Source organism: Streptomyces sp. MMG1121 (assembly GCF_001280015.1).
Lineage (GTDB): Bacteria > Actinomycetota > Actinomycetes > Streptomycetales > Streptomycetaceae > Streptomyces.
The window spans coordinates 191,188-216,525 of the sequence record NZ_LGDV01000038.1; the positions used below are offsets into that span (position 1 = coordinate 191,188).

The following is a 25,338-nucleotide window of genomic DNA, read 5'->3' on the forward strand; positions in this document are numbered from 1 at the left end:
CCTGCGTCCCCTACAGACAACGTTGTCAACTTCGCGACGCAGGAACCAGTAGGTCGTCAAGTGGCCGGTGGTGTCAAGGGCGTTGGGTGTGGCATTCAGGGACTTATGTTGCGAATTTTTCCGGCGAAGCGCGCACAGCGGACTCATATTTCCCCGAGGTCTCAACTCGGAAAAGACCCATGGTGAACCATGCATTCGATCTTGCTACGACGACCGGAAGTGGACTATACCTGTCGGCGCCCGGGTACAAGATGCACTCCGGTAGAGCACGCCCTGAACACTCATTGAGCACTTCCTGCACCACCCAGCGAGACCCGACAGCGGTGCCGGGGAGGATCCGGTTCACCGCCTGAGTCCTGGAGAAGGCGAGGACTTGAGCATGGGATCCACCTCGAACAACAGTGCCGCAGGTGTCGGCCGTCGTGATCTGATCAAGCGGTCGGCCGCGCTCGGCCTGATCGGCGTGCCCGCGATGAGCCTGCTGTCCGCCTGTGCGAGCAGTGGCGGGAGCGGTCAGAAGAAGGACAAGGCGGGGACGAAGACCGCCAAGAACCCGCTCGGGGTCAACGAGAGTGCGAAGATGGAATTCGTCCTCTTCGACGGCGGCTTCGGCAAGGAGTACGCCCAGGACGCGGTGAAGATCTATCAGAAAGACTTCCCCAAGGCGACGGTGAAGTTCTCCGCCACCCAGAAGATCCAGTCCACCCTCCAGCCCCGCTTCAACCAGGGCAACCCGCCGGACCTCATCGACAACTCCGGTGCCGAGCAGATGGACATGGGCGTGCTCGTCGGCAAGAACCAGCTGTCCGACCTCACCCCGCTGCTGGACGCGCCGTCGTACGACGACCCGAGCAAGAAGGTCCGTGACACGCTGCGCCCCGGCATCGTGGAGATGGGCCAGTTCGACGGCAACCCGGTCTGGATCTTCTACTACGCCTACACCGTGTACGGCGTCTGGTACTCGCAGAAGGCCCTGGACTCGCTCGACGCCCAGTACCCGAAGACCTGGGACGAGATGCTCGCGGTCTGCGAGAAGGCCAAGAAGAAGGGCATGGCGGGCTGGACGTACGCGGGCAAGTACCCGTACTACATCCCCTTCTCCCTCTACCCGATGATCGGCAAGGTCGGCGGTCGCGAGGTGCTCGACGCCATCGACAACCTGGAGCCGAACGCCTGGAAGCACCCGGCCGTCAAGGCCTGTTTCGAGGCGTACTACGAGCTGTACAAGAAGGGCTACATCCTCAAGGGCACCCCGGGTCTGGACCACATCCAGTCCCAGACCGCCTGGGCCAAGGGCGAGGCGCTGTTCATCCCGAACGGCTCCTGGGTGGAGAACGAGTCGGCCAACGTCATCCCGAAGGACTTCAACCTCGCCGTCTCCGCGCCCTCCGGCATCGACAGCTCCGACAAGCTGCCCTTCGGCACCATCTGGGCGTCCGGCGGTGAGCCCTTCATCGTGCCGGCCAAGGCCGCGAACCCCGAGGGTGGCATGGAGCAGCTGCGCATCATGCTCTCCGAGGCGTCCTCGAAGAACTTCACCGCCAAGGTGAAGTCGCTGACCGCCTACAACGGCGGCACGACCGGCATCACCCTCACCCCGGGGCTGAAGTCGGGCGTGGCGGCGCTGCAACTGGCCGGATCCAACGTGGTGAATCCGCGCCTTCAGGACTGGTACGTGCAGTTGCAGAAGGAGAAGATCGGGGTGTCCGGTCTCGGCGAGATGATGGCCGGCCGGCTCACCCCGGCCGAGGCCATCAAGAGGATCCAGGGTTTCGCCGACGAAGCGGCCAAGGACACCACGATCAAGCACTACAAGCACCAGTAACCAGCCCCCTGACCGCACCGGAGTGGCGATGCAGCACGGCAAGTACCGGTTCATCGTGGGGTTTCTGACGTTGCCCCTGGGACTGTACGCGCTCTTCGTGGTGTGGCCGTTCATCCAGTCCATCTACTATTCGTTCACGGACTGGACCGGCCTGAGCCCCGAATTCAAGATGGTCGGCTTCGACAACTACAAGAGGATGTTGCACGACGACATCTTCTGGAAGTCGTTGCAGCACAGTCTGCTGTTCGCCCTGGTGCTGCCACTGGTGACGATCAGTCTGGCGCTGTTCTTCGCCTTCATGATCAATGTGGGCGGACGACGGAGAAAGGGCGGCCCCGCGATCTCGGGTGTCCGGGGCTCGTCCTTCTACAAAATCGTCTATTTCTTCCCGCAGGTGCTGTCCATCGCGATCGTCGCGCTGCTGTTCCAGTTCGCGTACAACCCGGACAGCGGCGCGATCAACTCGATACTGCGCGGCATCGGCCTCGACAGTGTCCAGCCGCTGTGGCTGGGCGACCCGAACCTCGCGCTGTGGTGCGTGATGGCCGTGCTCGTCTGGTCCACGGTCGGCTTCTTCGTGGTCCTGTTCTCGGCGGGCATGGCCTCGATCCCCACCGAGCTGTACGAGTCGGCGCTGCTCGACGGCGCGGGCCGGGCCGCCACCTTCTTCCGGATCACCCTGCCGCTGCTGTGGGACACCGTGCAGTCGGGCTGGGTCTACATGGGCATCCTCGCGCTGGGCGCCGAGTCGTTCGCGGTCGTACAGATCATGACGACCGGTCCCGGCGGGCCCGACTACTCGACCACCGTGCTGGTCCTGTACGTGTACCAGAAGGCGTTCCGGGACGGTCAGGCCGCCTACGCCACCACGATCGGCGTCGCCCTGCTCGTCGTCACGCTCGCCTTCGCGGCGATCGTGATGCGGCTGGGCCGTCGCGAGCGGCTGGAGTTCTGAAGCGATGAAGACGACCGAGACCCCCGCACCGCTGCCGGCCGAGTCCGGCGCGAGCGTCTCCAAGATCGACGCAGCGACCCCGCGGCCCGCCCGGCGGAAGAAGGAGGGCGGTGTCCTCAACGTCTTCTCCCACGGCGTGCTGATCATCTGGGCGATCATGGTGGTCACACCGCTGCTGTGGGCGGTGATGACGTCCTTCAAGGACGACAGCTCCATCTTCGGCTCGCCCTGGTCCCTGCCGGACAAGCTGCACTTCGGCAACTGGTCGCGGGCCTGGACCCAGGCCAACATGAGCGACTACTTCCTCAACACGGTCCTGGTGGTCGGCGGCTCGCTCATCGGCACCCTGGTCCTCGGCTCCATGGCGGCCTACGTCCTCGCCCGGTTCGACTTCCCGGGCAACCGCTTCATCTACTACCTGTTCGTCGGCGGCATGAGCTTCCCGATCATGCTCGCGCTGGTCCCGCTGTTCTACGTCGTGAACAACATGGGCCTGCTGAACACGATCCACGGCCTGATCCTGGTCTACATCGCGTACTCGCTGCCGTTCACGGTCTTCTTCCTGACGGCCTTCTTCCGCACGCTGCCGACCTCGGTGGCGGAGGCGGCCTTCGTGGACGGGGCTTCGCACACGCGTACGTTCTTCCAGATCATGCTGCCCATGGCCAAGCCGGGCCTGATCAGCGTCGGCATCTTCAACTTCCTGGGCCAGTGGAACCAGTACATGCTGCCCACGGTCCTCAACACCGACCCCGACAAGAAGGTCCTCACCCAGGGCCTGGTCCAGCTGGCGGTCAGCCAGGGCTACAAGGGCGACTGGTCCGGCCTCTTCGCGGGCCTGGTGATGGCCATGCTGCCGGTACTCGGGGCGTACATCGTCTTCCAGCGCCAGGTCGTCCAGGGCCTGACCGCGGGGGCGCTGAAGTAGCCCCGTCACCTCCCGGGGTCACAGCCCGCGACCGTCTGTGCGCACGCCGCTCCCGGCTTCCGGGGCGGCGTGCGCCGCTGCGGTCCCGCTGTGTCCAAGACCCCGGATACGGTTCAACCTCTTGACGTAAGTCGCCCCGAACGGCTCAGCTTAGAGTTCACTAGTTGGACATACGCGGGGCCTCGCCGAAGCGGCCTCGCGCTCAGGAGGTCGTCGTGGAGACTCCAGGGTCGCAGTCGTCGCTGCACCGAGCCAACCTGGAGCGGGTCGTACGGGCCGTGCGCCTGGCCGGATCCCTCACGCAGGCGGAGATCGCGCGGACGACCGGTCTGTCCGCCGCGACCGTCTCCAACATCGTGCGGGAACTGAAGGACGGCGGAACCGTCGAGGTCACGCCCACGTCGGCGGGCGGACGGCGGGCCCGCAGCGTCAGCCTGAGCGGGGACGCGGGCATCGTGATCGGCGTCGACTTCGGGCACACCCATCTGCGCGTGGCGATCGGCAACCTGGCCCACCAGGTACTGGCCGAGGAGTCCGAGCCACTGGATGTCGACGCCTCCGCCGCGCAGGGCTTCGACCGGGCCGAACAGCTGGTCAGCAGGCTGATCGCGGCCACTGGGGTGAACCGGTCCAAGGTGGCCGGCGTGGGCCTGGGCGTGCCGGGTCCCATCGACGTGGAGTCGGGGACGCTGGGCTCCACCTCGATCCTGCCGGGCTGGGGCGGCACCAAACCCGCCGAGGAGCTGCGCGAGCGGCTCGGCGTGCCGGTGCACGTGGACAACGACGCCAACCTCGGCGCCCTCGGCGAGCTGGTCTGGGGCAGCGGCAAGGGTGTCCGCGACCTCGCGTACATCAAGGTCGCGAGCGGTGTCGGCGCCGGTCTGGTGATCGACGGGAAGATCTACCGAGGTCCGGGCGGCACCGCCGGCGAAATCGGGCATATCACTCTCGATGAATCCGGTCCGGTCTGCCGCTGCGGGAACCGCGGCTGTCTGGAGACCTTCGCGGCCGCGCGCTACGTGCTCCCGCTGCTCCAGCCCAGCCACGGCCCCGACCTCACACTGGAGGGCGTCGTACGGCTGGCCAGGGAGGGGGACCCGGGCTGCCGTCGGGTGATCGCCGACGTCGGCCGGCACATCGGCAGCGGTGTGGCCAATCTCTGCAATCTGCTCAACCCGAGCCGGGTGGTCCTCGGCGGTGACCTCGCCGAGGCCGGTGAGCTGGTGCTCGGGCCGATCAGGGAGTCCGTCGGGCGCTACGCCATCCCCAGCGCGGCGCGCCAACTGTCCGTTCTCCCAGGGGCACTTGGGGGCCGTGCCGAGGTGCTCGGAGCGCTTGCCCTCGCCCTCAGCGAGATGGGTGATTCAACCCTTTTGGACGGCGCGCTGCCCTCAGTGGCTCCTGCCTTCACTTAGAGAACGGATGGCACCGTTGCCATCTCGTTAAGGATTTACTTCTTGACGCCGAACGTGCGGCCGAGTTGACTTCCAGCCACCTCGGCCGCAACGACGCGGCCTCGTCAGGGAGGTTTCTGAAGTGAACGCACGTATGCGTCGTGCCGCCGTTGCCGTTGCCGCTGGTGCGATGGCCGTGTCGCTGGCCGCCTGTGGCAGTGCCAAGGAGTCGAAGAACAGCGACAGCTCTTCCTCCTCGTCGGCCAAGAAGGGCGACAACATCAAGGTCGGCCTCCTCCTTCCGGAGAACAAGACCGCGCGCTACGAGAAGTTCGACCGGCCGCTGATCGAGAAGAAGATCAAGGAGCTGACGAACGGCAAGGCGACCATCCAGTACAACAACGCCCGCCAGGACGCGAACCTGCAGGCGCAGCAGGTCGACACCATGATCACCAACAAGGTGGACGTCCTGATCGTGGACGCGGTGGACGCCAAGGCCATTCAGAACTCCGTGCAGAAGGCCGTCGACGCCGGCATCAAGGTCGTCGCCTACGACCGCCTGGCCGAGGGACCGATCAGCGCCTACACCTCCTTCGACAACACGGAGGTCGGCAAGACCCAGGGCCAGGCCCTGCTGAAGGCGCTGGGCAGCAAGGCCACCAAGTCCTCCAAGATCGTCATGGTCAACGGCTCGGTCACCGACCCGAACGCCGCCCAGTTCAAGCAGGGCGCGCACTCCGTCCTCGACGGCAAGGTCACGATCGCCAAGGAGTACGACACCAAGGAGTGGTCGCCGGACAACGCCAACTCCGAGATGGAAGCGGCGATCTCCGCGGTCGGCAAGGACAAGATCGCGGGCGTCTACTCCGCCAACGACGGCATGGCCGGCGGTATCATCACCGCCCTCAGCGGCGCCGGCATCAAGGTCCCGGTCACCGGCCAGGACGCCGAGCTGGCCGGTGTGCAGCGCATCGTCGCCGGTACGCAGTACATGAGCGTCTTCAAGTCCTACCCGCAGGAGGCGAACGTCGCCGCGGAGATGGCCGTCGCGCTCGCCCAGGGCAAGTCGCTGGACTCCATCGCCAAGGACAAGGTCTCCAGCACCTCGAAGAAGGACATCCCCTCGGTGCTCGTCCCGGTCGTCTCGCTGACCCAGGACAACATCAAGGACACGGTCATCAAGCAGGGCTACTACACGGTCGCCGACATCTGCACCGCCGACTACAAGACGGCCTGCGACAAGATCGGCCTCAAGTAAGCAGCGTCAAGTCCCTTCCCGCAGGCGGGTGTTCGTCCTTGAATGCCCGCAGGGAAGCCGACCGACCGCTCCCCAGAACTCCTCCGGCGTCCCGCGATCAGACAGCCCCGCAAGCTCGGCGCGGGGCGCCGGACGGAACTCCCCCCAGGGTTGTTCCCAACCCACCCACCCAGATTTCTGCACAACCTCCCGCCGGGTCAGGCGGCGAAGGAGATGGTTCACGTGTCCGCTACGCCCGTGCTGGCGTTGCGCGGGGTCTCCAAGCGGTTCGGTGCCGTTCAGGCGCTCACCGACGTAGAGCTTGAGGTCCACGCCGGTGAGGTGGTCGCCCTGGTGGGCGACAACGGCGCCGGAAAGTCCACGCTGGTCAAGACGATCGCCGGCGTGCACCCGATCGACGAGGGTGTCATCGAATGGGACGGCAAGCCCGTCACCATCAGCAGGCCGCACGACGCCCAGGCCCTGGGCATCGCGACGGTCTACCAGGACCTCGCGCTGTGCGACAACATCGATGTCGTCGGCAACCTGTTCCTCGGCCGTGAGCTGAAGAAGTGGGGCGTCCTGGACGAGGTCGAGATGGAGCGCCGCTCCCGCGAACTGCTCACCACGCTGTCGATCCGCATCCCCAGCGTCCGCATCCCGATCGCCTCGCTCTCCGGCGGTCAGCGCCAGACCGTGGCCATCGCCCGCTCCATGCTCGGCGAGCCCAAGCTGGTGATCCTCGACGAGCCCACCGCCGCCCTCGGCGTCGAGCAGACCGCCCAGGTCCTGGACCTGGTGGAGCGGCTGCGCGAGCGCGGCCACGCCGTCATCCTCATCAGCCACAACATGGCGGACGTGAAGGCGGTGGCCGACAAGGTCGCCGTCCTGCGCCTCGGCCGCAACAACGGCGTCTTCGAGGTCAAGACGACCTCGCAGGAGGAGATCATCTCCGCCATCACCGGCGCCACCGACAACGCCGTGACCCGCCGTGCGGCGCGCACGACCGGGGAGGTTTCCCAGTGAGCATCGACAAGACCTCCGCGAGCGCCGACAAGACCCCGGCGCCGGACGCGCCCGCCGCGGAGAACCCGGAGGCCGCGGCTGCCGCGGTCACCGCGGTCGACCCGCGCCTGCTGGTGCAGCAAGAGGGCCTGCTCGGCTACTGGCACGAGTTCAAGCGGAAGATGAAGGCCGGTGAGCTGGGCTCCCTCCCGGTCATCCTGGGCCTCGCGATCATCTGCATCATCTTCCAGGTCCTGAACTCCAACTTCCTGTCCGCGCAGAACATCAACGACATCACGATCACGATGGTCGGCACGGGCATGATCTCGGTCGGCATCGTCTTCGTGCTGCTGCTCGGCGAGATCGACCTGTCCGTCGGCTCGGTCAGCGGCGCGGCCAGCGCCCTCGCCGGTGTCCTCGCGGTCAACCAGGGCTGGCCCGAGTGGACGGCCGTGCTCATCGCGATCGCCGCCGGTGTCGCCATCGGCGCGCTGCACGGCTTCTTCTTCGCGGTGCTCGGCGCCCCCGCCTTCGCCGTCACGCTGGCCGGTCTGCTGTTCTGGCTGGGCTTCATGCTGAAGGTGCTGGGCGCCGACGGCACGATCAACCTCGACCCGAACGGCCTGGTCGGCAAGCTGACCACGTACTACTTCTCGGACGTGGCCGCCGCGTACGGGCTCGCCGTGGTCGTGGTCGCGGTGTTCTTCCTCACCTCCTTCCTCGGCAACCGGCGCCGGGAGGCCGCGGGCGTGCCGTCCCGGCCGCTCGGCGACACCGTACTGCGGACCGTGCTGCTGGCTGTGATCTCCTTCGCCGCGGCCTACATGTACAACCAGTACAAGGGTCTGCCGCTGGCCACGGTGATCTTCCTGGCCTTCCTGATCGGCACGGACTTCGTACTGCGCCGGACGTCGTACGGCCGCAAGATCTTCGCGCTCGGCGGCAGCGTCGAGGCGTCCCGGCGTGCGGGCATCAACGTCACCGCGGTGCGGATCACCGTCTTCGCGATCTCCGGCGGTTTCGCCGCGATCGGTGGTCTGTTCCTGGCCTCGAAGATCGCCTCGGCGAACCAGAGCGCGGGCACCGGTGACCTGCTGATGAACGCCATCGCGGCCGCCGTCATCGGTGGTACGTCGCTGTTCGGCGGGCGCGGCCGTACCTGGAACGCGCTGCTCGGTGTGCTGGTGATCGTGTCGATCCAGTACGGTCTCCAGCTGGAGTCCATCGCGGAGCCGGTGAAGTACATGATCACCGCCGCGGTCCTGCTCACCACCGTGGTGATCGACTCCATCACCCGCAAGACGCAGAAGACCGCCGGCCGCGCGTAACGCCGGTGGGAACAGTTGCCCGGTGCCTGAAAGGTGCCGGGCGCTGTCGTGTCTTGGAAAGTCGGAACATTAGACTCGGGCGAGCCCGGAAACGCTCGATCAGCTCTACTGCAAGGAGGCACGGGTGCCGCTGCTGACCCGCATCAGGGGACCGCGCGATCTGGACCGGCTCAGCCTGGAAGAGCTGGACCAGCTGGCAGAGGAGATCCGGACCTTCCTGGTCGACGCCGTCTCCAAGACCGGCGGCCACCTCGGCCCGAACCTGGGCGTGGTCGAGCTCACCATCGCCCTCCACCGCGTCTTCCAGTCCCCGAAGGACAAGGTCCTGTGGGACACCGGCCACCAGTCCTACGTGCACAAGCTGCTCACCGGCCGGCAGGACTTCGCCAAGCTGAAGATGAAGGGCGGCCTGTCGGGCTACCCCTCGCAGGCCGAGTCCGAGCACGACGTCATCGAGAACAGCCACGCCTCCACGGTCCTCGGCTGGGCCGACGGCATCGCCAAGGCCAACCAGCTCAAGCAGCGCGACAGCCATGTGGCCGCCGTCATCGGTGACGGGGCGCTCACCGGCGGCATGGCCTGGGAGGCGCTGAACAACATCGCCGACGCCAAGGACCGCCCGCTGGTCATCGTCGTCAACGACAACGAGCGGTCGTACGCCCCGACGATCGGCGGTCTCGCCAACCACCTGGCCACGCTGCGGACCACCGACGGCTACGAGCGGTTCCTGGCCCGCGGCAAGGACATCCTGGAGCGCACCCCGGTCGTCGGCAGGCCGCTGTACGAGACCCTGCACGGGGCCAAGAAGGGGCTGAAGGACTTCATCGCCCCGCAGGGCATGTTCGAGGACCTGGGCCTGAAGTACGTCGGCCCGATCGACGGCCACGACATCGAGGCGCTGGAGTCGGCGCTGGCCCGTGCCAAGCGGTTCGGCGGCCCGGTGATCGTGCACTGCCTCACCGAGAAGGGCCGCGGCTACCAGCCCGCCCTCCAGGACGAGGCCGACCGCTTCCACGGCATCGGCCCCATCCACCCCGACACCGGCCTGCCGGTCAAGGCCGCGGGCGCCGACTGGACCTCCGTCTTCGGTGACGAGATGGTCCGGCTCGGCAAGGAGCGCGACGACATCGTGGCGATCACGGCGGCCATGCTGCAGCCGGTCGGCCTGAAGAAGTTCGCGGACGCCTTCCCGGACCGCATCTACGACGTGGGCATCGCCGAGCAGCACGCGGCGGTGTCCGCGGCGGGCCTCGCGCACGGCGGCCTGCACCCGGTCTTCGCCGTCTACGCCACCTTCCTCAACCGCGCCTTCGACCAGGTCCTCATGGACGTGGCCCTGCACAGGTGCGGAGTGACGTTCGTCCTGGACCGGGCCGGTGTCACCGGCACGGACGGCGCCTCCCACAACGGCATGTGGGACATGTCGATCCTCCAGGTCGTGCCCGGCCTCAGGCTGGCCGCGCCGCGCGACGCCGAGCAGGTGCGCGCCCAGCTCAGGGAGGCCGTCGCCGTCGAGGACGCGCCGACCGTGGTGCGCTTCTCCAAGGGCGCGGTGGGCCCCGCCGTACCGGCCGTGGGCCGGGTCGGCGGCATGGACGTGCTGCGCGAGCCGGGCACCGACAGGCCCGACGTGCTGCTGGTCTCGGTCGGCGCCCTCGCCCCGATGTGCCTGGAGATCGCCGCGCTGCTCGACAAGCAGGGCATCTCCACCACCGTCGTCGACCCGCGCTGGGTCAAGCCCGTCGACGAGGCCATGGCCCCGCTCGCCGAGCGGCACCGGGTGGTCGTCACCGTCGAGGACAACAGCCGCGTCGGTGGTGTCGGCTCCGCGATCGCCCAGGCCCTGCGCGACGCGGGCGTGGACGTGCCGCTGCGCGACTTCGGCATCCCGCCGCGCTTCCTCGACCACGCCTCCCGCGGCGAGGTCCTCACCGAGATCGGCCTGACCGCCCCGGACATCGCCCGCCAGGTCACCGGGCTGGTGTCCAAGCTGGACGGCCGGTTCGACCGTACGGCCGCCGAGGTGGACTCCGTGGAGCCGGCGCGCGACTGACCCGGAACGCACCCTCACGGGCCGGTCACGCCACTCGCTGCGGTGGCGGAACCGGCCCGTTTGCGTGAACCTGCCTGTGCGGGGCATACGCTTCCCGACCGACCCGAGCATGCCGGACATGTCGGGAACCCACTGGCGTGGGAGGTAGGCACGTGAGCAGCGCGCTCTTCAGGACGAAGAACGTCGAGCAGTCCATCGTGGACACCGAGGAACCGGAGCATTCGCTCAAGAAGTCCCTCTCCGCGCTCGACCTGACCGTCTTCGGCGTCGGTGTCATCATCGGCACCGGCATCTTCGTCCTCACCGGACAGGTCGCCAAGAACAACGCCGGACCGGCGGTGTCCCTGGCCTTCGTGGTGGCCGGCGTGGTGTGTGCGCTCGCCGCCCTCTGCTACGCCGAGTTCGCGTCCACGGTCCCCGTGGCGGGCTCGGCGTACACGTTCAGCTACGCCTCCCTGGGCGAGCTGCCCGCCTGGATCATCGGCTGGGACCTGGTCCTGGAGTTCGCGCTCGGTACGGCGGTGGTGGCGGTCGGCTGGTCCGGCTACGTCCGCTCGCTGCTGGACAACGCGGGCTGGCACCTGCCGGACTATCTGGCCGGCCGGGACAACGCCACGGGCTTCGGTTTCGACATCCTCGCCGCCGCCCTGGTGCTGGTGCTCACCGGCATCCTCGTCCTCGGCATGAAGCTGTCGGCCCGGATCACCTCGCTCGTCGTCGCCATCAAGGTGGTCGTGGTCCTCATCGTGATCATCGCCGGTGCCTTCTTCGTCAACGGCGACAACTACAAGCCGTTCATCCCGCCTGCGCAGCCGGTGCCGGCGGGCGGCAATCTGAAAGCCCCGCTCATCCAGCTGATGTTCGGCTGGGCGCCGTCCAACTTCGGCGTGCTGGGCATCTTCACGGCCGCCTCCGTGGTGTTCTTCGCCTTCATCGGCTTCGACATCGTGGCCACGGCGGCCGAGGAGACCCGCAACCCGCAGCGGGACATGCCGCGCGGCATCCTCGGCTCGCTGGTCATCTGCACCCTGCTCTACGTCGCCGTCTCCATCGTCGTCACCGGCATGCAGAAGTACTCCAAGCTCTCCGTGGAGGCCCCGCTCGCCGACGCCTTCAAGGCCATCGGACACCCCTGGTACGCGGGCGTGATCAGCTTCGGCGCCGCCGTCGGTCTGACGACGGTCTGCATGATCCTGCTCCTCGGCCAGACCCGGGTGTTCTTCGCGATGAGCCGCGACGGACTGCTGCCGCGCTTCTTCTCCCGGGTGCACCCCCGCTTCAGGACCCCGCACCGGCCGACGATCCTGCTCGGCGTGATCATCGCGATCGTCGCCGGATTCACCAGCCTGGCCGAGCTGGCCGAGCTGGTGAACATCGGCACGCTCTTCGCGTTCATCGTCGTCGCGATCAGCGTGATCATCCTGCGCCGCACCCGTCCGGACCTGCCCCGCGCCTTCCGCACCCCCTGGGTCCCGGTCATCCCGGTCCTGTCGGTGTGCAGCTCACTGTGGCTGATGCTCAACCTGCCGGCCGAGACCTGGCTGCGATTCGCCATCTGGATGGTGATCGGCTTCGTCGTCTACTTCCTCTACGGCCGCACACACAGCCGACTGGCACTGCGCGAGAAGGAGGCCCGGCAGGGCGCGGGCGACGCGCCGTAACCGGCTGCTCGGTCTCTCCGGGCCGGGTGCCCCGGTCAGCTCTGCACGGCACGCGGGCCGGTGACCCGGGCGCCCAGTTCCTCGACCCGGCGGCGCAGCCCGCGGTCGGCCGTGACCACCAGGCAGGGGCGCTCGCCGGCCGTCGCCGCGATCTCCACGATGCGGTCGTCGCCGCTGCCGGACGCCTCCTCGACGCGCACCCCGGGCACGGACGCCACACCGCGGGCCGCGCCCTCCAGCACCAGGACGAGCTCCAGCGGCCCGGTCATGCCGCCCGCGCCGGTCCGGGCGAAGGGCACCAGTCGGTCGCGCAGCCGCTCGGCGGCCCCGCGCCGGTCGCGCCACCAGCCGTCGGGCACCGAGCCGACGACGTTCGCGCCGTCGATGATGAGCAGGGGAAGGGCCTCGTGCGCCGTGCCCGCCGGGCCCGCCGTGTCCGTCATGGTGGTAACAGCCTCGGTCTGTCGCGATCGTGACGCCGTCAGTGTGTCACGCAGCGCCGCCCGGACCGCTGCCATCGGGCCGGCTCCCGACCGTGCGGTCAGTCGGTCTTCGTCCAGCCGCGGGTGATGTCACCGATCGCGGCGGCCGCCCGCTCGGCGGGGCGGCCGCCGGCGCGGACCGTGGGGGAGAACTCGACGTGCAGGAAGGGCACATGGTCGGCGTCGGCGACGCGGCCCTGCATGTTCGTCCGGCCCTCCAGCGGGCAGGAGCGCACCCACGCCCGGCACACCTCGAACCCGTGGGCGCCCAGGGCGTCGGCCAGCTCGCGTCCCTCCGGACGGCCCGCCGTGCCGGCCCCCGTGGAGGCGACGACGTCGTAGCCGGGGGCGGATTCGGCGGCGAAGCCGTGCAGCTGGATCCCGGGCAGGCCGCGGCGGGCCAGCTCGGCGCAGATCGCGTGGAAAACGGTGTCCCGGCGGTGCGCCACATCCGCGGAATTGCCCACTCCGGCTTTGCGATGTGCACCAGCTATCACCAGAACACCCCCGGGGGAGCCGCGCAGCACCCGTACGCCCAGCTGCTCGGAGCCCCGGTCGAAGACAGGGTGCGGGACCTGGACCGACCAGCTCGGGCGGTGGTCCAGGTCGACGTAGACCCGGCCCCAGCCGCGCGGGGTCACGGCGGTGTCAGTTCGGTCGGCCACCTCGGCGTAGTGGCGTCCGGTGGGTCGGTCGACGACGGTGCGGACGGTGAAGTCCCGCTGTGCGAGGCGCTGTTCGGCCTGTCCCCGGTGGCCGTCGAGCAGCAGGCCGATCGCCGCGGCGATGTCGTCGCGGTCGGCCCGGCCGGGCCGACGGTACCCGTGGTCGGGGCTGAACCGGCTCGTGTAGTCCGCCACGGCGCGTGCCAGGTCGATCCGTCCGGCGCCGTCCGGTGCGGGCCGGGCGGCCCTGTCAGGGGCGTCGTGCGTGGTGCGCAGTAGGGCGGTCAGGCCGGCGGTGAGACCAGCGATGACCAGCAGAAGTGTTGCGATCGTTATGACGCGTGAGCGATGGGCTCTCATGGTTGTATCAAGATATCCCGGTGAACAGACGCCGTAGCCGGACCCTGCTGTCCCTGCTGACCCCGCTCTCCCTGCTCGCCGCCGTATCCGGCTGTGGTCTCCTCACGGACGACGCCGGAGCCCAGGGCGGCGGGCGCTCCTTCACCGTCGCGGCCGCCGGGGACATCCTGATGCACCCCGAGCTGGTCGACCAGGCGCGCAAGGACGCGAAGCGCACCGGCAAGGGGGTCGACGGGCTGGACTTCGGGCCGATGATGGCCGGCATCAAGCCGGTGATCAGCAAGGCGGACCTGGCGATCTGTCACTTCGAGCCGGTGATGGGCCCGGCGAACGGCCCCTTCGAGGGGTTCCCGGACTTCCAGGTGCCGCCGCAGACCGCGAAGACGATCAAGGACGTCGGTTACGACACCTGCTCCACCGCCTCCAACCACACTCTCGACCACGGGTACGACGGCGTGAAGCGCACCCTGGACGCGCTGGACACCGCCGGCCTGAAGCACACCGGCTCCGCCCGGACCGAGAAGGAGGCGCTCACCCCGCTGGTCATGGACGTCAAGGGCGTCAAGGTCGCGCAGATATCGTTCGCCTACGGTTTCAACGAGCCGCACACGCTGCCCAAGGACAAGCCGTGGCTCGCCAACCAGCAGGATCTGGGCCGTATCGAGGCCGCCGAGCAGCGGGCCCGCAAGGCCGGTGCCGAGGTGGTGATCCTGTCCCTGCACTGGGGTCGCGAGCACCACCCGGAGCCGTCGTCCTCGCAGCTCACCTTCGCCCGGCAGATCGCGCGGAACACCGGCATCAACCTGGTCATCGGCCATCACGCGCACGTCGTGGAGCCGATGGAGAAGGTCGACGGGACCTGGATCAGCTACGGGCTCGGCAACCAGATCGCCCGCCACGAGGTGCCGACGGGGCTGACCGAGGAAGGTGTGATCGCCTGGTTCGCGTTCACCGAGCGCGGCAAGGGCCACTGGGACGTCCAGCCGCGCTACGAGCCGACGCTGCTGACGATCCCGCCGGACGCCGAGAACGTCCGCGACGGCGGCACCGCCGCCTACGGCGACGACGACGTACGGGACTACCGCCTGCTGGACATCCCGGCGGCGCTGCGCGACGACCGCGACCTGACGGACGCCCGGCGGGCCCGGCTGCGCCTCGCCTTCGAGCGCACCGAGGGCACCTTGCTGAACCGGGGCGCGGCCGCGGACGGCCTGAAGCCGCTCACCCCGTTGCCTTGAAGCGCGTTTGTCCGCTCTTGTCCGACGTTTGAGCAATGTTGCCTAGATCACGTCGCACTTACTGCAACTTAACCATCCCCTTACATGTCTGAGGTTTCCGGGCGTGCTCTTACCATGCGGCGCGCCCGCACACCGCATTCATGAGAGGACCGTCCCTTGGCGTCATCGACCCCGGCGCGGCATCACCGGGCCCGCCGCCGAGCCGATATGTCGCTGATCGGTGGCATTCGTCCACCGATCGCGGTTCTTTCGGCACTCCTGCTGACGCTCGCCGCCGTCACGGCACTCGTGCTGGGCCGCGTCGACGACGCCGGGGTGCCGAAGGCGGTACTGACCTCCCAGCAGCACTTCGCGGAGGACGGCGCCATCGCGCTGCGCGCCTCCATCGACGAGTCCGTCACCGACGTCACCCGCTCCGCGGCGCTGTTCAGCGCCGGGCAGCCGGTCTCCGGCGACGCCGTCCTCGACAAGCTCGGCAGCACCTACCAGAAGTGGATGGGCACCGCCGTCGTCGAGATCCGCACCGGCAAGCTGGTCGCGGCCCGCGGTGAGACGGTGCCGTTGACCGATGTGGACACCTCCTCCCTCGCCGGCGAGGACGGACTGGCCCCGCGCATGGTCCGGCTGAAGAACGGCGAGGTGCGCCTGCTCTCCTTCGGTCTGCTCACCTGGCCCGGCAAACCGCAGCTGCTGCTGGTCGCCTCCAGGAACCTGAAGTTCCCCGGCATCAGCCTCGGCCAGTTCCGCTCCATCGCCGTGGTCGACGCCTCCGGCGCGATCCTCAGCAGCGACGGCATCGCCGAACCCGAGTCGGCCCGCAACAGCATCGACCGGCAGGACATCACGGCCTCCCGCAAACAGCTGGGGGACTTCGCCCGGCGGACCGCCCGCCAGGCGCAGCGCGATCCGCGCAGCAGCAAGGAGCCCGGCACCGGCGGCGGCTATCAGGGCGTCAGCGGCAGCCTGCTCGGCGGGATGCTGCTGAGCGACCGGTCCGTCGCCGGGTACGCCACGCTCGCCGCGCCCGACCCCGGCACGGCCACCACCGCCTCCGGGCTCGGCCTCTCCGTGGTCGCCATGGTCAAGGTGACCGAGGAGTCCGCCGCCCGCGCCCACTCGCCCGCGTTCGGCCTGCTCGCGGGCGGCGCCCTGCTCGCCGTCGGCGCCCTGGCCGTCGCGGTGCTGCTGGGCACCGTGCAGCGCCCGCTGATCCGGCTGTTCCTGGAGTCCCGCCGGCTCACCCGGGGCGATCTGACCCGGCCCGTCACCGTCCCCGGCTACGGCGAGGCACACCGCATCGGCAACGCCCTGGAGCGGCTGCGCCGGCAACTGCTGGGCGAGAGCGCCGACGCCTTTGGCCCGGCGCCGCGCCCGGGCGGTGTGCGCCGGGTGGGCACCCGGGCCCTGCTCGTGGTCTGCGCGGTGCTGCTGCTGGCCTGGTCCGCACCGCTGATGCTGCTGTTCAACCGCGCCGACAGCACGGCCGTCGTCCCCCGGCAGCTCGTCAGCGACCAGCGCGAACGCACCGACACGCTCAGCGACCGGGTGCGCCGCGCGCTCAACGAGGGCGACGCCGACCTGCAGTCGGTCGCGTCCCTGATCGGCGACAAGACCTCGCCCGAGGCCATGGGGACGGTGCTGGAACGCACCTACAACGAGAACAAGCGCTACCGCTCCCTCTACGTCGTCGACTCCTCCGGCGCGATCCAGGCCCGCGAGGGCAAGAACCCGAAGGTGATCAAGTCCGACCGCGCCTCCGGCAAGCCCCTGCGGCTGCTGGGCCGCGGCGGCAAGGAGCCCGTGGTCGTCGCCGCCGCCGAGATCCCCGGCCGCGACGGGGCCCAGCTGGTCGGCGAGTTCCGCGTCGAGTTCCTCAACGCCCTGCTGACCCGGCCGGGCCTCGGCGTGGTCCGGCTCGTGGACGACCGGAACAAGATCATCGCTGGCAACACCGGCTTCCTCGCCTTCCAGTCGCTGCCCGACGAACATCTGAAGGACCTGGCCGAGGCCAGCGCCCAGACGCTCGGCAAGAAGCCGCGCCCCGGCGGCGTCCTGTACCGCGAGAACGGGGTGCGGATCGCCGCGGCCGCGCCGTTCTCCGGCAGCGGCTCCGCCGAGTCGCTCGGCTGGAGCGTGGTCAGCTGGCAGCCCGTCAACCACCTCGCCATCCCCGAGTACGACGCCCAGAACCGCACCGTACTCGCCGGCCTGCTCGGCGCCGCCGCGGCCGCCGCCTGTCTGGGCTGGCTGCACATCGTGGTGGCCCGGCCGCTGCGCACCCTGGCCGACCGGGCCGAGGCGCTGGCCGGCGGAGACCGCAAGACCGTGCTCTTCCCGCAGCACCACGACGAGGTCGGCGCCGTCACCCGCTCCCTGGAACTGCTCCGGCAGCAACTGCTGGACCAGCGCCGTCAGCAGCCCCGTCGTACCCCGCCCCCGCAGCACCCGGCTCCGCAGAACACGCCCCAGCAGTACACAAGGAACTGATCACCCGTGCTCTTCCTCTACAGCGTGCTGCTCGTCTGCTGCGCGATTCTGCTCATAGCGGGCATCGTGGAACAGCGGCGGCACTTCACCAACCTGGACCACATCCCCGCGAGGGTCCTGGTCAACGGCATCCGCGGCAAGTCGTCCATCACCCGGCTGTGCGCGGGCGCGCTGCGCGGCGGCGACCTGGTCACCGTCGCCAAGACCACCGGCACCGCGGCCCGGTTCATCCACCCGGACGCCACCGAGGAGCCGGTCTACCGCAAGTTCGGCATCGCCAACGTGGTCGAGCAGATCGGCATCGTGCGGCGCGCCGCCGCGTACAAGCCGGACGCCCTCGTCATCGAGTGCATGGCCGTCATGCCGGCCCTCCAGGAGATCAACCAGTCCAAGCTGATCCGCTCCACCATCGGCGTGCTGTGCAACGTCCGCGAGGACCACCTCGCCGAGATGGGCCCCACCCTGGACGACGTGGCCCGCTCGCTGTGCCGCTCGATGCCCGAGGACGGCATCTGCGTCACCGCGGAGAAGGACCGCTTCCACATCCTCCAGGAGGAGGCGGACGCCCGTAACTGCCGGCTGGTCTACGCCGACCCCGAGACGGTCAGCGACGAGGAGCTGCGCGGCTTCAGCTGGTTCACCTTCAAGGAGAACGTGGCCATCGCGCTGACGGTCGCCGAACTCCTCGGCGTCGACCGCGAGACGGCCCTGAAGGGCATGTACGACGCCCCGCCGGACCCCGGTGTCCTCTCCGTCGAGCGCTATCGGACGCCCGGGGGCAAGAAGCTGCGCTTCGCCAACGTCTTCGCGGCCAACGACCCCGAGTCGACGCTGATGAACATCAACCAGCTGCTCGACCTCGGCGCCATCCACCGCCCGCTCAACGTGGTCATCAACTGCCGCCCCGACCGCGTCGAGCGCAACGGGCAGATGGGCGAGATCATCCCCGACCTCGACCCCGAGCGGGTCTTCGTCATCGGTCACCCGGCCAAGTCCGCGATCGACGCGATCCCCGCCGAGTTCCGCTCGCGCGCCGTCGACCTCGGCGGTGACCGGCGCGACCCCGAGGAGTTCATGGCCAAGCTGCTGGACCAGCTCGGCGCGGACACCTCGCTGGTCGCGATCGGCAACATCCACGGCCAGGGCGAGATCCTGCTGGAGCACCTCGCCGAACTGCCCGCGGACGAGAGCGCCGAGGAGCCCGCGGCCGCCGCCCCGGCGAGCCCGCGGGACCCGGCACCGGCCGTGGTCGAGCACGTCGAGACCGTCCCGCTGTACGCGCCGCGCATCGACCCGTACCAGGGCTACCCGGAGGCGTACGAGGCCCGCTACACCCAGCAGCCGTACGTCCCGTACCCGGAGCAGGCGGGCCGGGCGCCGTACGGCGAGACGTACGCCCACGACACCTGGACCCAGCCGCAGCCGCAGCCCCGCGGCCTGTTCGAGCCCCGTATCCCTCCCCAGCCTTTTGACGACGACAGCCAGCAGTGGCACAGCCCAGGAGAACAGCGTTGATCCCCTCCGTCCTCACCCCCGAGATCGCCGCGATCGGCATCGGTCTGGGTCTGATGTTCTCGCTCATGTGCTACCTGACGACCAACCTGTCGCCGGGCGGCATGATCACGCCGGGCTGGCTCGCGCTCACCCTCATCGAGGACCTCCAGCGGGCGGCGCTGGTCGTCGGCGTGACCGTGCTGACGTACCTCGCCACGCTGCTGATGCAGAAGTTCGTGATCCTCTACGGCAAGCGGCTGTTCGCGGCCGTCGTGCTCAGCGGTGTGCTCATCCAGGCCACCGTGATCATCGTGCTCCAGATGGAGTTCCCGCTGCTGTACGCCAACCAGACGCTCGGCTTCATCGTCCCGGGCCTGATCGGCTATCAGATGGTCCGCCAGCCCAAGGGCGCGACCCTGCTGTCCGTCGGCTCGGTCACCCTCGCCACCTATGTGGTGCTGACCGCCGGCATCCTCCTGGGCGCCATGCCGTCCGCCTGACCCCGCCCGCATTCGACGCACTTCAGGAGCCCCCACCATGCCGAAGCGCAAAGGCCGCCCCGTCGTCCACGCGGCGACGGTCCTGGCGCTGCTCGCGGGCAGCGCCTACTTCACCTACGAACTGCGCAAGGACGAGCAGGCGAAGGTCCCGGCCGCCCAGACGATCACCGAGAACCTGAACAACTCGGGCAAGTCAACCGGAAAGCAGACCTGGGAGCGGCTGAACAACCCGGCCCGCTCGGTGCTGCGCGACGGCAAGGGCGCGGTCATCGCCACCTTCACCGACGGCGCCCGCACCGCCACCCTCAAGGGCCCGACGCGGACCTTCGCCGAACCGGCCACCACCAACACCAAGGTCGTCACCGACGACTGGGTCCGCCTGATGCCGGAGACCTGGACCAACGGCTCCGAGAAGCAGCAGTGGTTCAAGGACTGGTTCAAGCAGTACTACGGCAGCGAGGAGGACGACATCTTCGCGTTCGCCTTCCAGTACATCCAGGGCGCGCCGGCGAAGAAGGACGACCAGGGCCTGCAGTACGCGGGCCACGCCTACTACGGGCCGCTCAAGCCCGACGGCGTCGACCGCTACGAACAGACCGACTTCTACGACTACCTGGGCATCCCGTACACCTTCCGGGACGGCAGCACGATGTACCCGCACAGCGACCGTCTGCACTCCGTGGACTGCTCGGGCTATCTGCGGCTCGTCTACGGTTACCGCGCCCGCTATCCGCTGATGTCCGCCAACGACAAGGGCGACGGACTGCCGCGCACCGCAGACGGCATGGCACGCGGCAAGGAGGGCGTCGACGTCATCAAACTCCAGGGCCCGAGCCCCTGGTACGAGCAGCCGAAGAACATCGATGTCCTCCAACCCGGTGACCTGCTGTTCTTCAAGATGGACCACCGCACCGGCAACCACATGGACCACTCGGCGATCTACCTCGGCCCGGACACCGAGGGCCACAAGGTGTTCATCTCCAGCCGCAAGGAGCAGAACGGGCCCACCATCGGTGACGGGGGCGGTGTCTCCCGCCTCGACGGCAACGGCTTCTACGCCAAGCTGTTCCGCAGCGCGAAGCGGCTGTGAGTGCCGTGAACGCGGTGCACGGCCGGGCGCCGGGCGCCCACGGACCAGGAACGGAGTGAACCGGTGAACGGCGACTGGCTCCTGCGCGGCCGAGACGGCCGGCTCACCGTCTACCAGCTGTCCGCGGACGCCGTGGTGTGCCGGGCGGAGCGCCGCCCCGGCGGCCCCTGGACCACCCCGCGCCCGGTGGGCGGCGAGCAGAAGCTCCACCCCGTGCCGGCCGTCGGCCAGGGTGCCGACGGCTACGCCCATCTGGTCTCCTGGCGCCCCACGGTCAAGGGCGAGTCGGGCCTGGCGCACTCCACCCACTTCCGCCCGCTCCTCGCCGCCCTGGACTGGAACCCGATCGGTCACCCGGACAAGAAGGGCGACCGCACGGGCACGCCCGCGGTCGCGGTGGACGCACAGGGCCGCGCCCATGTCTTCGTACGGGGCGCGGGCGGCGGCGTGAGCCTGCTGGCGCAGAAGGAGAAGGGCGGCTGGGACCCCTGGCGGGACCTGTCGGGCCAGGACGTCCAGGACGGTCTCACGGCGGTGACGGGGGAGTCCGGACGGGTCGAGCTGTACGCCGCCGCGCCCGGCACGATCCTGCACTGGCGCCAGGAGGAGCCGGGCGCCCGGCCCGTCCTCCGGGAGACCGCGCCGGCCCCGGTCCGCCCCGGCACCCTGTACGCCCTCGCCACGTCCGCCGAGAACACCACCCTCTTCTACACGAGCACCGACGGCGACGTCTGCGCCTGGCGCCCCGGCGCCAGGCCGGTCACCGTGCTGCCCTCGGCCGGACACGGCCCCGTAGCGGCTGTCCGCTGCGAACTCGACGGCCACGACTGCACCCTGCTCGCCCAGCGCTCGGCGAGCGGCCGGGTCGCCTTCGCCGCGTACCCGACCGAGCTGGAGTCGGCGGGCGCCTGGTGGACCGAGTCGGGGCCGCAACTGCCGGTGGACGCGCGGGTGTCGCTCACGACGGACGGGGACGGGCGGGTGGTGGCGGCCACGCTGTCCCCGTCGACCGGACAACTCCTGCTGACCCGGCGCAAGGACGAGCCGGGGCTGGCCCTGCAGTCCTGGCAACGGGTCTGAGCACGCGAAAGGGCCCCCGCCGCCGCGGGGGCCCTTCCTGCTGTCACCGGTGTTACGCGGGAACCGACGCCACGCCCGGGGCCAGGAACTTCTTGCCGTTGACGCGCTCGGAGACACCCTCACGGTCCAGGTACGGCGTGATGCCGCCCAGGTGGAAGGGCCAGCCCGCGCCCGTGATCAGGCACAGGTCGATGTCCTGGGCCTCGGCGACGACACCCTCGTCGAGCATGAGCCCGATCTCCTGCGCCACCGCGTCGAGCACCCGGGCCCGCACCTGCTCCTCGGTCAGCACGACATCGCCCTGCTTGAGCAGCGCGGCGACCTCCGGGTCCAGCTCCGGCTTGCCGCTGTCGTAGACGTAGAACCCGCGCTTGCCCGCCTTGACGACGGCCGCGAGGTTCGGGGAGACCGTGAAGCGGTCCGGGAAGGCCCGGTTGAGGGTCTCCGAGACGTGCAGGCCGATCGCCGGGCCGACCAGCTCCAGCAGCACCAGCGGGGACATCGGCAGACCGAGCGGCTCGACGGCCTTCTCGGCGACCTCGACCGGGGTGCCCTCGTCGATGACGTTCTGGATCTCGCCCATGAAGCGGGTCAGGATGCGGTTCACGACGAACGCCGGGGCGTCCTTGACCAGAACCGCGGTCTTCTTCAGCTTCTTGGCGACGGCGAACGCGGTCGCGAGCGAGGCGTCGTCCGTCTGCTCGCCGCGGACGATCTCCAGCAGCGGGAGGATCGCGACCGGGTTGAAGAAGTGGAAGCCGACGACCCGCTCGGGGTGCTTCAGCTTCGACGCCATCTCGGTGACCGACAGCGAGGAGGTGTTGGTCGCGAGGATCGCGTGCGCCGGGGCGACCGCCTCGACCTCCGCGAACACCTGCTGCTTGACACCGATCTCCTCGAACACGGCCTCGATGACGAAGTCCGCGTCGGAGAAGCCCTCGGCCTTGTCCAGGACACCGCTCACCAGCGCCTTGAGGCGGTTGGCCTTGTCCTGGTTGATCCGGCCCTTGCCGAGCAGCTTGTCGATCTCGGCGTGGACGTAGCCCACACCCTTGTCGACGCGCTCCTGGTCGATGTCGGTCAGCACGACCGGCACCTCCAGGCGGCGCAGGAACAGCAGCGCGAGCTGGGAGGCCATCAGACCGGCGCCGACGACGCCGACCTTGGTGACCGGGCGGGCCAGGTTCTTGTCCGGGGCGCCGGCGGGACGCTTGCCGCGCTTCTGGACGAGGTTGAACGCGTAGATGCCGGCGCGCAGTTCGCCGCCCATGATCAGGTCGGCGAGGGCCTGGTCCTCGGCGTCGAAGCCCTGCTGGAGGTCGCCGTTCTTCGCGGCCTCGATGATCTCCAGGGCGCGGTAGGCGGCCGGAGCGGCACCGTGCACCTTGGAGTCCGCGATGGAGCGGCCCCGGGCGACGGCCTGGTCCCAGGCCTCGCCGCGGTCGATCACCGCTCGCTCGACCGTGACATCGCCCTTGAGCACCTGGGCGGTCCAGATCAGCGACTGCTCCAGGAAGTCGGCGCCCTCGAAGATCGCGTCGGCGATGCCGAGGTCGAAGACCTGCTGGCCCTTGAGCTGCTTGTTCTGGTTCAGGCTGTTCTCGATGATGACCGAGACGGCCTTGTCGGCGCCGATCAGGTTCGGCAGCAGTGCGCAGCCGCCCCAGCCCGGGACCAGACCGAGGAAGACCTCGGGCAGGGAGAACGCCGGGATGGCCTTCGACACCGTGCGGTAGCCGCAGTGCAGACCGACCTCGACGCCGCCGCCCATGGCGGCACCGTTGTAGTACGCGAACGTCGGCACGGCGAGGGCCGACAGGCGCTTGAAGACCTCGTGGCCGCCCTTGGCGATGGCCAGCGCGTGCTCGTGCTCCTTGAGGATCTCCACGCCCTTGAGGTCGGCGCCGACCGCGAAGATGAACGGCTTGCCGGTGATGCCGACGCCGACGACCGCGCCCTCGGCCGCCTCCTTCTCGACCTGGTCGATCGCGGCGTTGAGGTTCGCCAGCGAGGCCGGTCCGAAGGTGGTCGGCTTGGTGTGGTCCAGGCCGTTGTCCAGCGTGATCAGCGCGAAGCGGCCGGCGCCCAGCGGGAGGTCGAAGTGGCGTACGTGCGCACTGGTGACGACCTCGTCGGGGAACTGCTCCGAAGCCTGCTTCAGAAGCTCGGTGGTGGTGCTCACTTGTCCCCCTCGAAGTGCGGGTTCTCCCAGATGACCGTCGCGCCCATGCCGAAGCCGACGCACATGGTGGTCAGGCCGTAGCGGACGTGCGGCTGCTCCTCGAACTGGCGGGCCAGCTGCGTCATCAGCCGGACGCCGGAGGAGGCCAGCGGGTGACCGAAGGCGATGGCGCCGCCGTACTGGTTGACGCGCGCGTCGTCGTCCGCGATGCCGTAGTGGTCGAGGAAGGCCAGGACCTGGACGGCGAAGGCCTCGTTGATCTCGAAGAGGTTGATGTCCTCGATCGACAGGCCCGCCTTGGCGAGGGCCTTCTCGGTGGCCGGGATCGGGCCGTAGCCCATGACCTCCGGCTCGACGCCCGCGAAGGCGTACGAGACGAGGCGCATCCTGACCGGCAGGTCGTTCTCGCGCGCGAAGTCCTCGGAGGCGATGATCGACGCGGTCGCACCGTCGTTCAGACCGGCGGCGTTACCGGCGGTGACCCGGCCGTGCACCCGGAACGGCGTCTTCAGACCGGCCAGGTTCTCCAGGGTGGTCCCCGGGCGCATCGGCTCGTCGGCGGTGACCAGACCCCAGCCGGTCTCCCCGCTCTCCGGGTTGGTACGACGCACCGAGATCGGCACCAGGTCCTGCTGGATCTTGCCGTCGGCGTACGCCTTGGCGGCCTTCTCCTGCGAGCGCACCGCGTACTCGTCGGCACGCTGCTTGGTGATCTGCGGGTAGCGGTCGTGCAGGTTCTCGGCGGTCATGCCCATGAACAGCGCCGACTCGTCGACCAGCTTCTCGGAGACGAAGCGCGGGTTCGGGTCCACGCCCTCGCCCATCGGGTGGCGTCCCATGTGCTCCACGCCACCGGCGATGACGGCGTCGTAGGCACCGAAGGCGATCGAACCGGCGGTGCTGGTGACGGCCGTGAGCGCACCGGCGCACATGCGGTCGATCGAGTAGCCGGGCACGGACTGCGGCAGGCCCGCGAGGATGCCGGCCGTACGGCCGAGGGTGAGCCCCTGGTCACCGATCTGCGTGGTCGCGGCGACGGCGACCTCGTCGATCTTCTTCGGGTCCAGACCGGGGTTGCGGCGCAGCAGCTCCCGGATCGCCTTCACGACGAGGTCGTCGGCGCGGGTCTCGTGGTAGATGCCCTTCGGGCCCGCCTTGCCGAACGGGGTGCGGACGCCGTCGACGAAGACGACGTCCCTGACGGTACGAGGCACGATGGCTCTCCTCCAGATGCGGGATGGCACTGCTGCGTTGCGCTGAGCGCGCGCTCAGGGCCCATGCTACTTATGAGTAACGTAGCTGCACAGCCCTGCCGGGGGGAGCGGTGAACGTCACACCCGAAGCCCGGGCGGCGCGGTGGATCCGCGTGGCGTC

19 protein-coding genes are annotated in these 25,338 nt (G+C 69.3%); 15 read left to right on the forward strand and 4 right to left on the reverse strand.

Annotation, left to right across the window (positions count from 1 at the left end):
- Positions 1-379: 379 nt before the first annotated feature.
- From ngcE to ADK64_RS05790, 9 genes are all read left to right on the forward strand, one after another.
- Positions 380-1,825 (forward strand): N-acetylglucosamine/diacetylchitobiose ABC transporter substrate-binding protein, encoded by a 1,446-nt coding sequence (gene ngcE, locus ADK64_RS05750; RefSeq protein ID WP_053655453.1) that lies wholly within the window; start codon positions 380-382, stop codon positions 1,823-1,825.
- A gap of 28 nt (positions 1,826-1,853) precedes the next feature.
- Positions 1,854-2,780: a carbohydrate ABC transporter permease gene (locus tag ADK64_RS05755; RefSeq protein WP_053655455.1), complete on the forward strand. Its 927-nt coding sequence runs from the start codon at positions 1,854-1,856 to the stop codon at positions 2,778-2,780.
- A 4-nt stretch (positions 2,781-2,784) separates the two neighbouring features.
- On the forward strand, positions 2,785-3,708 hold the full coding sequence (locus tag ADK64_RS05760) for a carbohydrate ABC transporter permease (RefSeq protein WP_053655457.1): 924 nt from the start codon (positions 2,785-2,787) through the stop codon (positions 3,706-3,708).
- A 215-nt stretch (positions 3,709-3,923) separates the two neighbouring features.
- Positions 3,924-5,123 carry an ROK family transcriptional regulator gene (locus tag ADK64_RS05765; protein ID WP_053655459.1) on the forward strand — a complete coding sequence of 400 codons (1,200 nt, stop codon included), beginning with the start codon at positions 3,924-3,926 and terminating at the stop codon, positions 5,121-5,123.
- Between the two features lie 133 nt (positions 5,124-5,256).
- Positions 5,257-6,360, forward strand: a complete 1,104-nt coding sequence (locus tag ADK64_RS05770) for a sugar ABC transporter substrate-binding protein (RefSeq protein ID WP_078992502.1) — start codon at positions 5,257-5,259, stop codon at positions 6,358-6,360.
- Positions 6,361-6,573: 213 nt separating this feature from the next.
- Positions 6,574-7,365: an ATP-binding cassette domain-containing protein gene (locus ADK64_RS05775; RefSeq protein ID WP_053655466.1), complete on the forward strand. Its 792-nt coding sequence runs from the start codon at positions 6,574-6,576 to the stop codon at positions 7,363-7,365.
- Positions 7,362-8,672 (forward strand): sugar ABC transporter permease, encoded by a 1,311-nt coding sequence (locus ADK64_RS05780; protein ID WP_053655468.1) that lies wholly within the window; start codon positions 7,362-7,364, stop codon positions 8,670-8,672. The genes ADK64_RS05775 and ADK64_RS05780 overlap by 4 nt, the downstream gene beginning before the upstream one ends.
- Positions 8,673-8,796: 124 nt before the next feature.
- The gene (gene dxs, locus ADK64_RS05785) at positions 8,797-10,725 is read left to right on the forward strand and encodes a 1-deoxy-D-xylulose-5-phosphate synthase (protein WP_053655470.1); all 1,929 of its coding nucleotides are present in this window, start codon (positions 8,797-8,799) and stop codon (positions 10,723-10,725) included.
- Positions 10,726-10,877: 152 nt separating this feature from the next.
- Positions 10,878-12,386 carry an amino acid permease gene (locus ADK64_RS05790; protein WP_053655472.1) on the forward strand — a complete coding sequence of 503 codons (1,509 nt, stop codon included), beginning with the start codon at positions 10,878-10,880 and terminating at the stop codon, positions 12,384-12,386.
- Positions 12,387-12,421: 35 nt separating this feature from the next.
- Here ADK64_RS05790 and ADK64_RS05795 read toward each other — a convergent pair whose 3' ends face one another.
- Positions 12,422-12,829, reverse strand: a complete 408-nt coding sequence (locus ADK64_RS05795) for an NTP pyrophosphohydrolase (RefSeq protein ID WP_053655474.1) — start codon at positions 12,827-12,829, stop codon at positions 12,422-12,424.
- A 98-nt stretch (positions 12,830-12,927) separates the two neighbouring features.
- On the reverse strand, positions 12,928-13,893 hold the full coding sequence (locus ADK64_RS05800) for a hypothetical protein (protein ID WP_053655475.1): 966 nt from the start codon (positions 13,891-13,893) through the stop codon (positions 12,928-12,930).
- Positions 13,894-13,913: 20 nt separating this feature from the next.
- Here ADK64_RS05800 and ADK64_RS05805 point away from each other — a divergent pair, with 20 nt between their 5' ends.
- From ADK64_RS05805 to ADK64_RS05830, 6 genes are all read left to right on the forward strand, one after another.
- On the forward strand, positions 13,914-15,131 hold the full coding sequence (locus tag ADK64_RS05805) for a CapA family protein (protein WP_234384468.1): 1,218 nt from the start codon (positions 13,914-13,916) through the stop codon (positions 15,129-15,131).
- Positions 15,132-15,338: 207 nt separating this feature from the next.
- Positions 15,339-17,618 (forward strand): cache and HAMP domain-containing protein, encoded by a 2,280-nt coding sequence (locus tag ADK64_RS05810; RefSeq protein ID WP_053655477.1) that lies wholly within the window; start codon positions 15,339-15,341, stop codon positions 17,616-17,618.
- Between the two features lie 6 nt (positions 17,619-17,624).
- A complete protein-coding gene (gene pgsB / locus ADK64_RS05815) occupies positions 17,625-19,133 on the forward strand; it encodes a poly-gamma-glutamate synthase PgsB (RefSeq protein ID WP_053655663.1) in 1,509 nt (502 codons plus the stop codon).
- Positions 19,130-19,612, forward strand: coding sequence for a poly-gamma-glutamate biosynthesis protein PgsC/CapC (locus tag ADK64_RS05820; RefSeq protein ID WP_053655665.1), 483 nt, complete (start codon positions 19,130-19,132; stop codon positions 19,610-19,612). The genes pgsB and ADK64_RS05820 overlap by 4 nt, the downstream gene beginning before the upstream one ends.
- A 37-nt stretch (positions 19,613-19,649) precedes the next feature.
- Positions 19,650-20,702 (forward strand): NlpC/P60 family protein, encoded by a 1,053-nt coding sequence (locus ADK64_RS05825; protein ID WP_053655667.1) that lies wholly within the window; start codon positions 19,650-19,652, stop codon positions 20,700-20,702.
- Positions 20,703-20,765: 63 nt separating this feature from the next.
- A complete protein-coding gene (locus ADK64_RS05830) occupies positions 20,766-21,782 on the forward strand; it encodes a hypothetical protein (RefSeq protein WP_053655669.1) in 1,017 nt (338 codons plus the stop codon).
- A 52-nt stretch (positions 21,783-21,834) separates the two neighbouring features.
- Here the strand turns inward: ADK64_RS05830 and ADK64_RS05835 are convergent, their stop codons facing one another.
- Both ADK64_RS05835 and ADK64_RS05840 read right to left on the reverse strand, forming a co-directional pair.
- On the reverse strand, positions 21,835-23,964 hold the full coding sequence (locus ADK64_RS05835) for a 3-hydroxyacyl-CoA dehydrogenase NAD-binding domain-containing protein (RefSeq protein ID WP_053655671.1): 2,130 nt from the start codon (positions 23,962-23,964) through the stop codon (positions 21,835-21,837).
- Positions 23,961-25,178, reverse strand: a complete 1,218-nt coding sequence (locus tag ADK64_RS05840) for a thiolase family protein (RefSeq protein ID WP_053655673.1) — start codon at positions 25,176-25,178, stop codon at positions 23,961-23,963. The genes ADK64_RS05835 and ADK64_RS05840 overlap by 4 nt, the downstream gene beginning before the upstream one ends.
- Between the last annotated feature and the right edge of the window lie 160 nt (positions 25,179-25,338).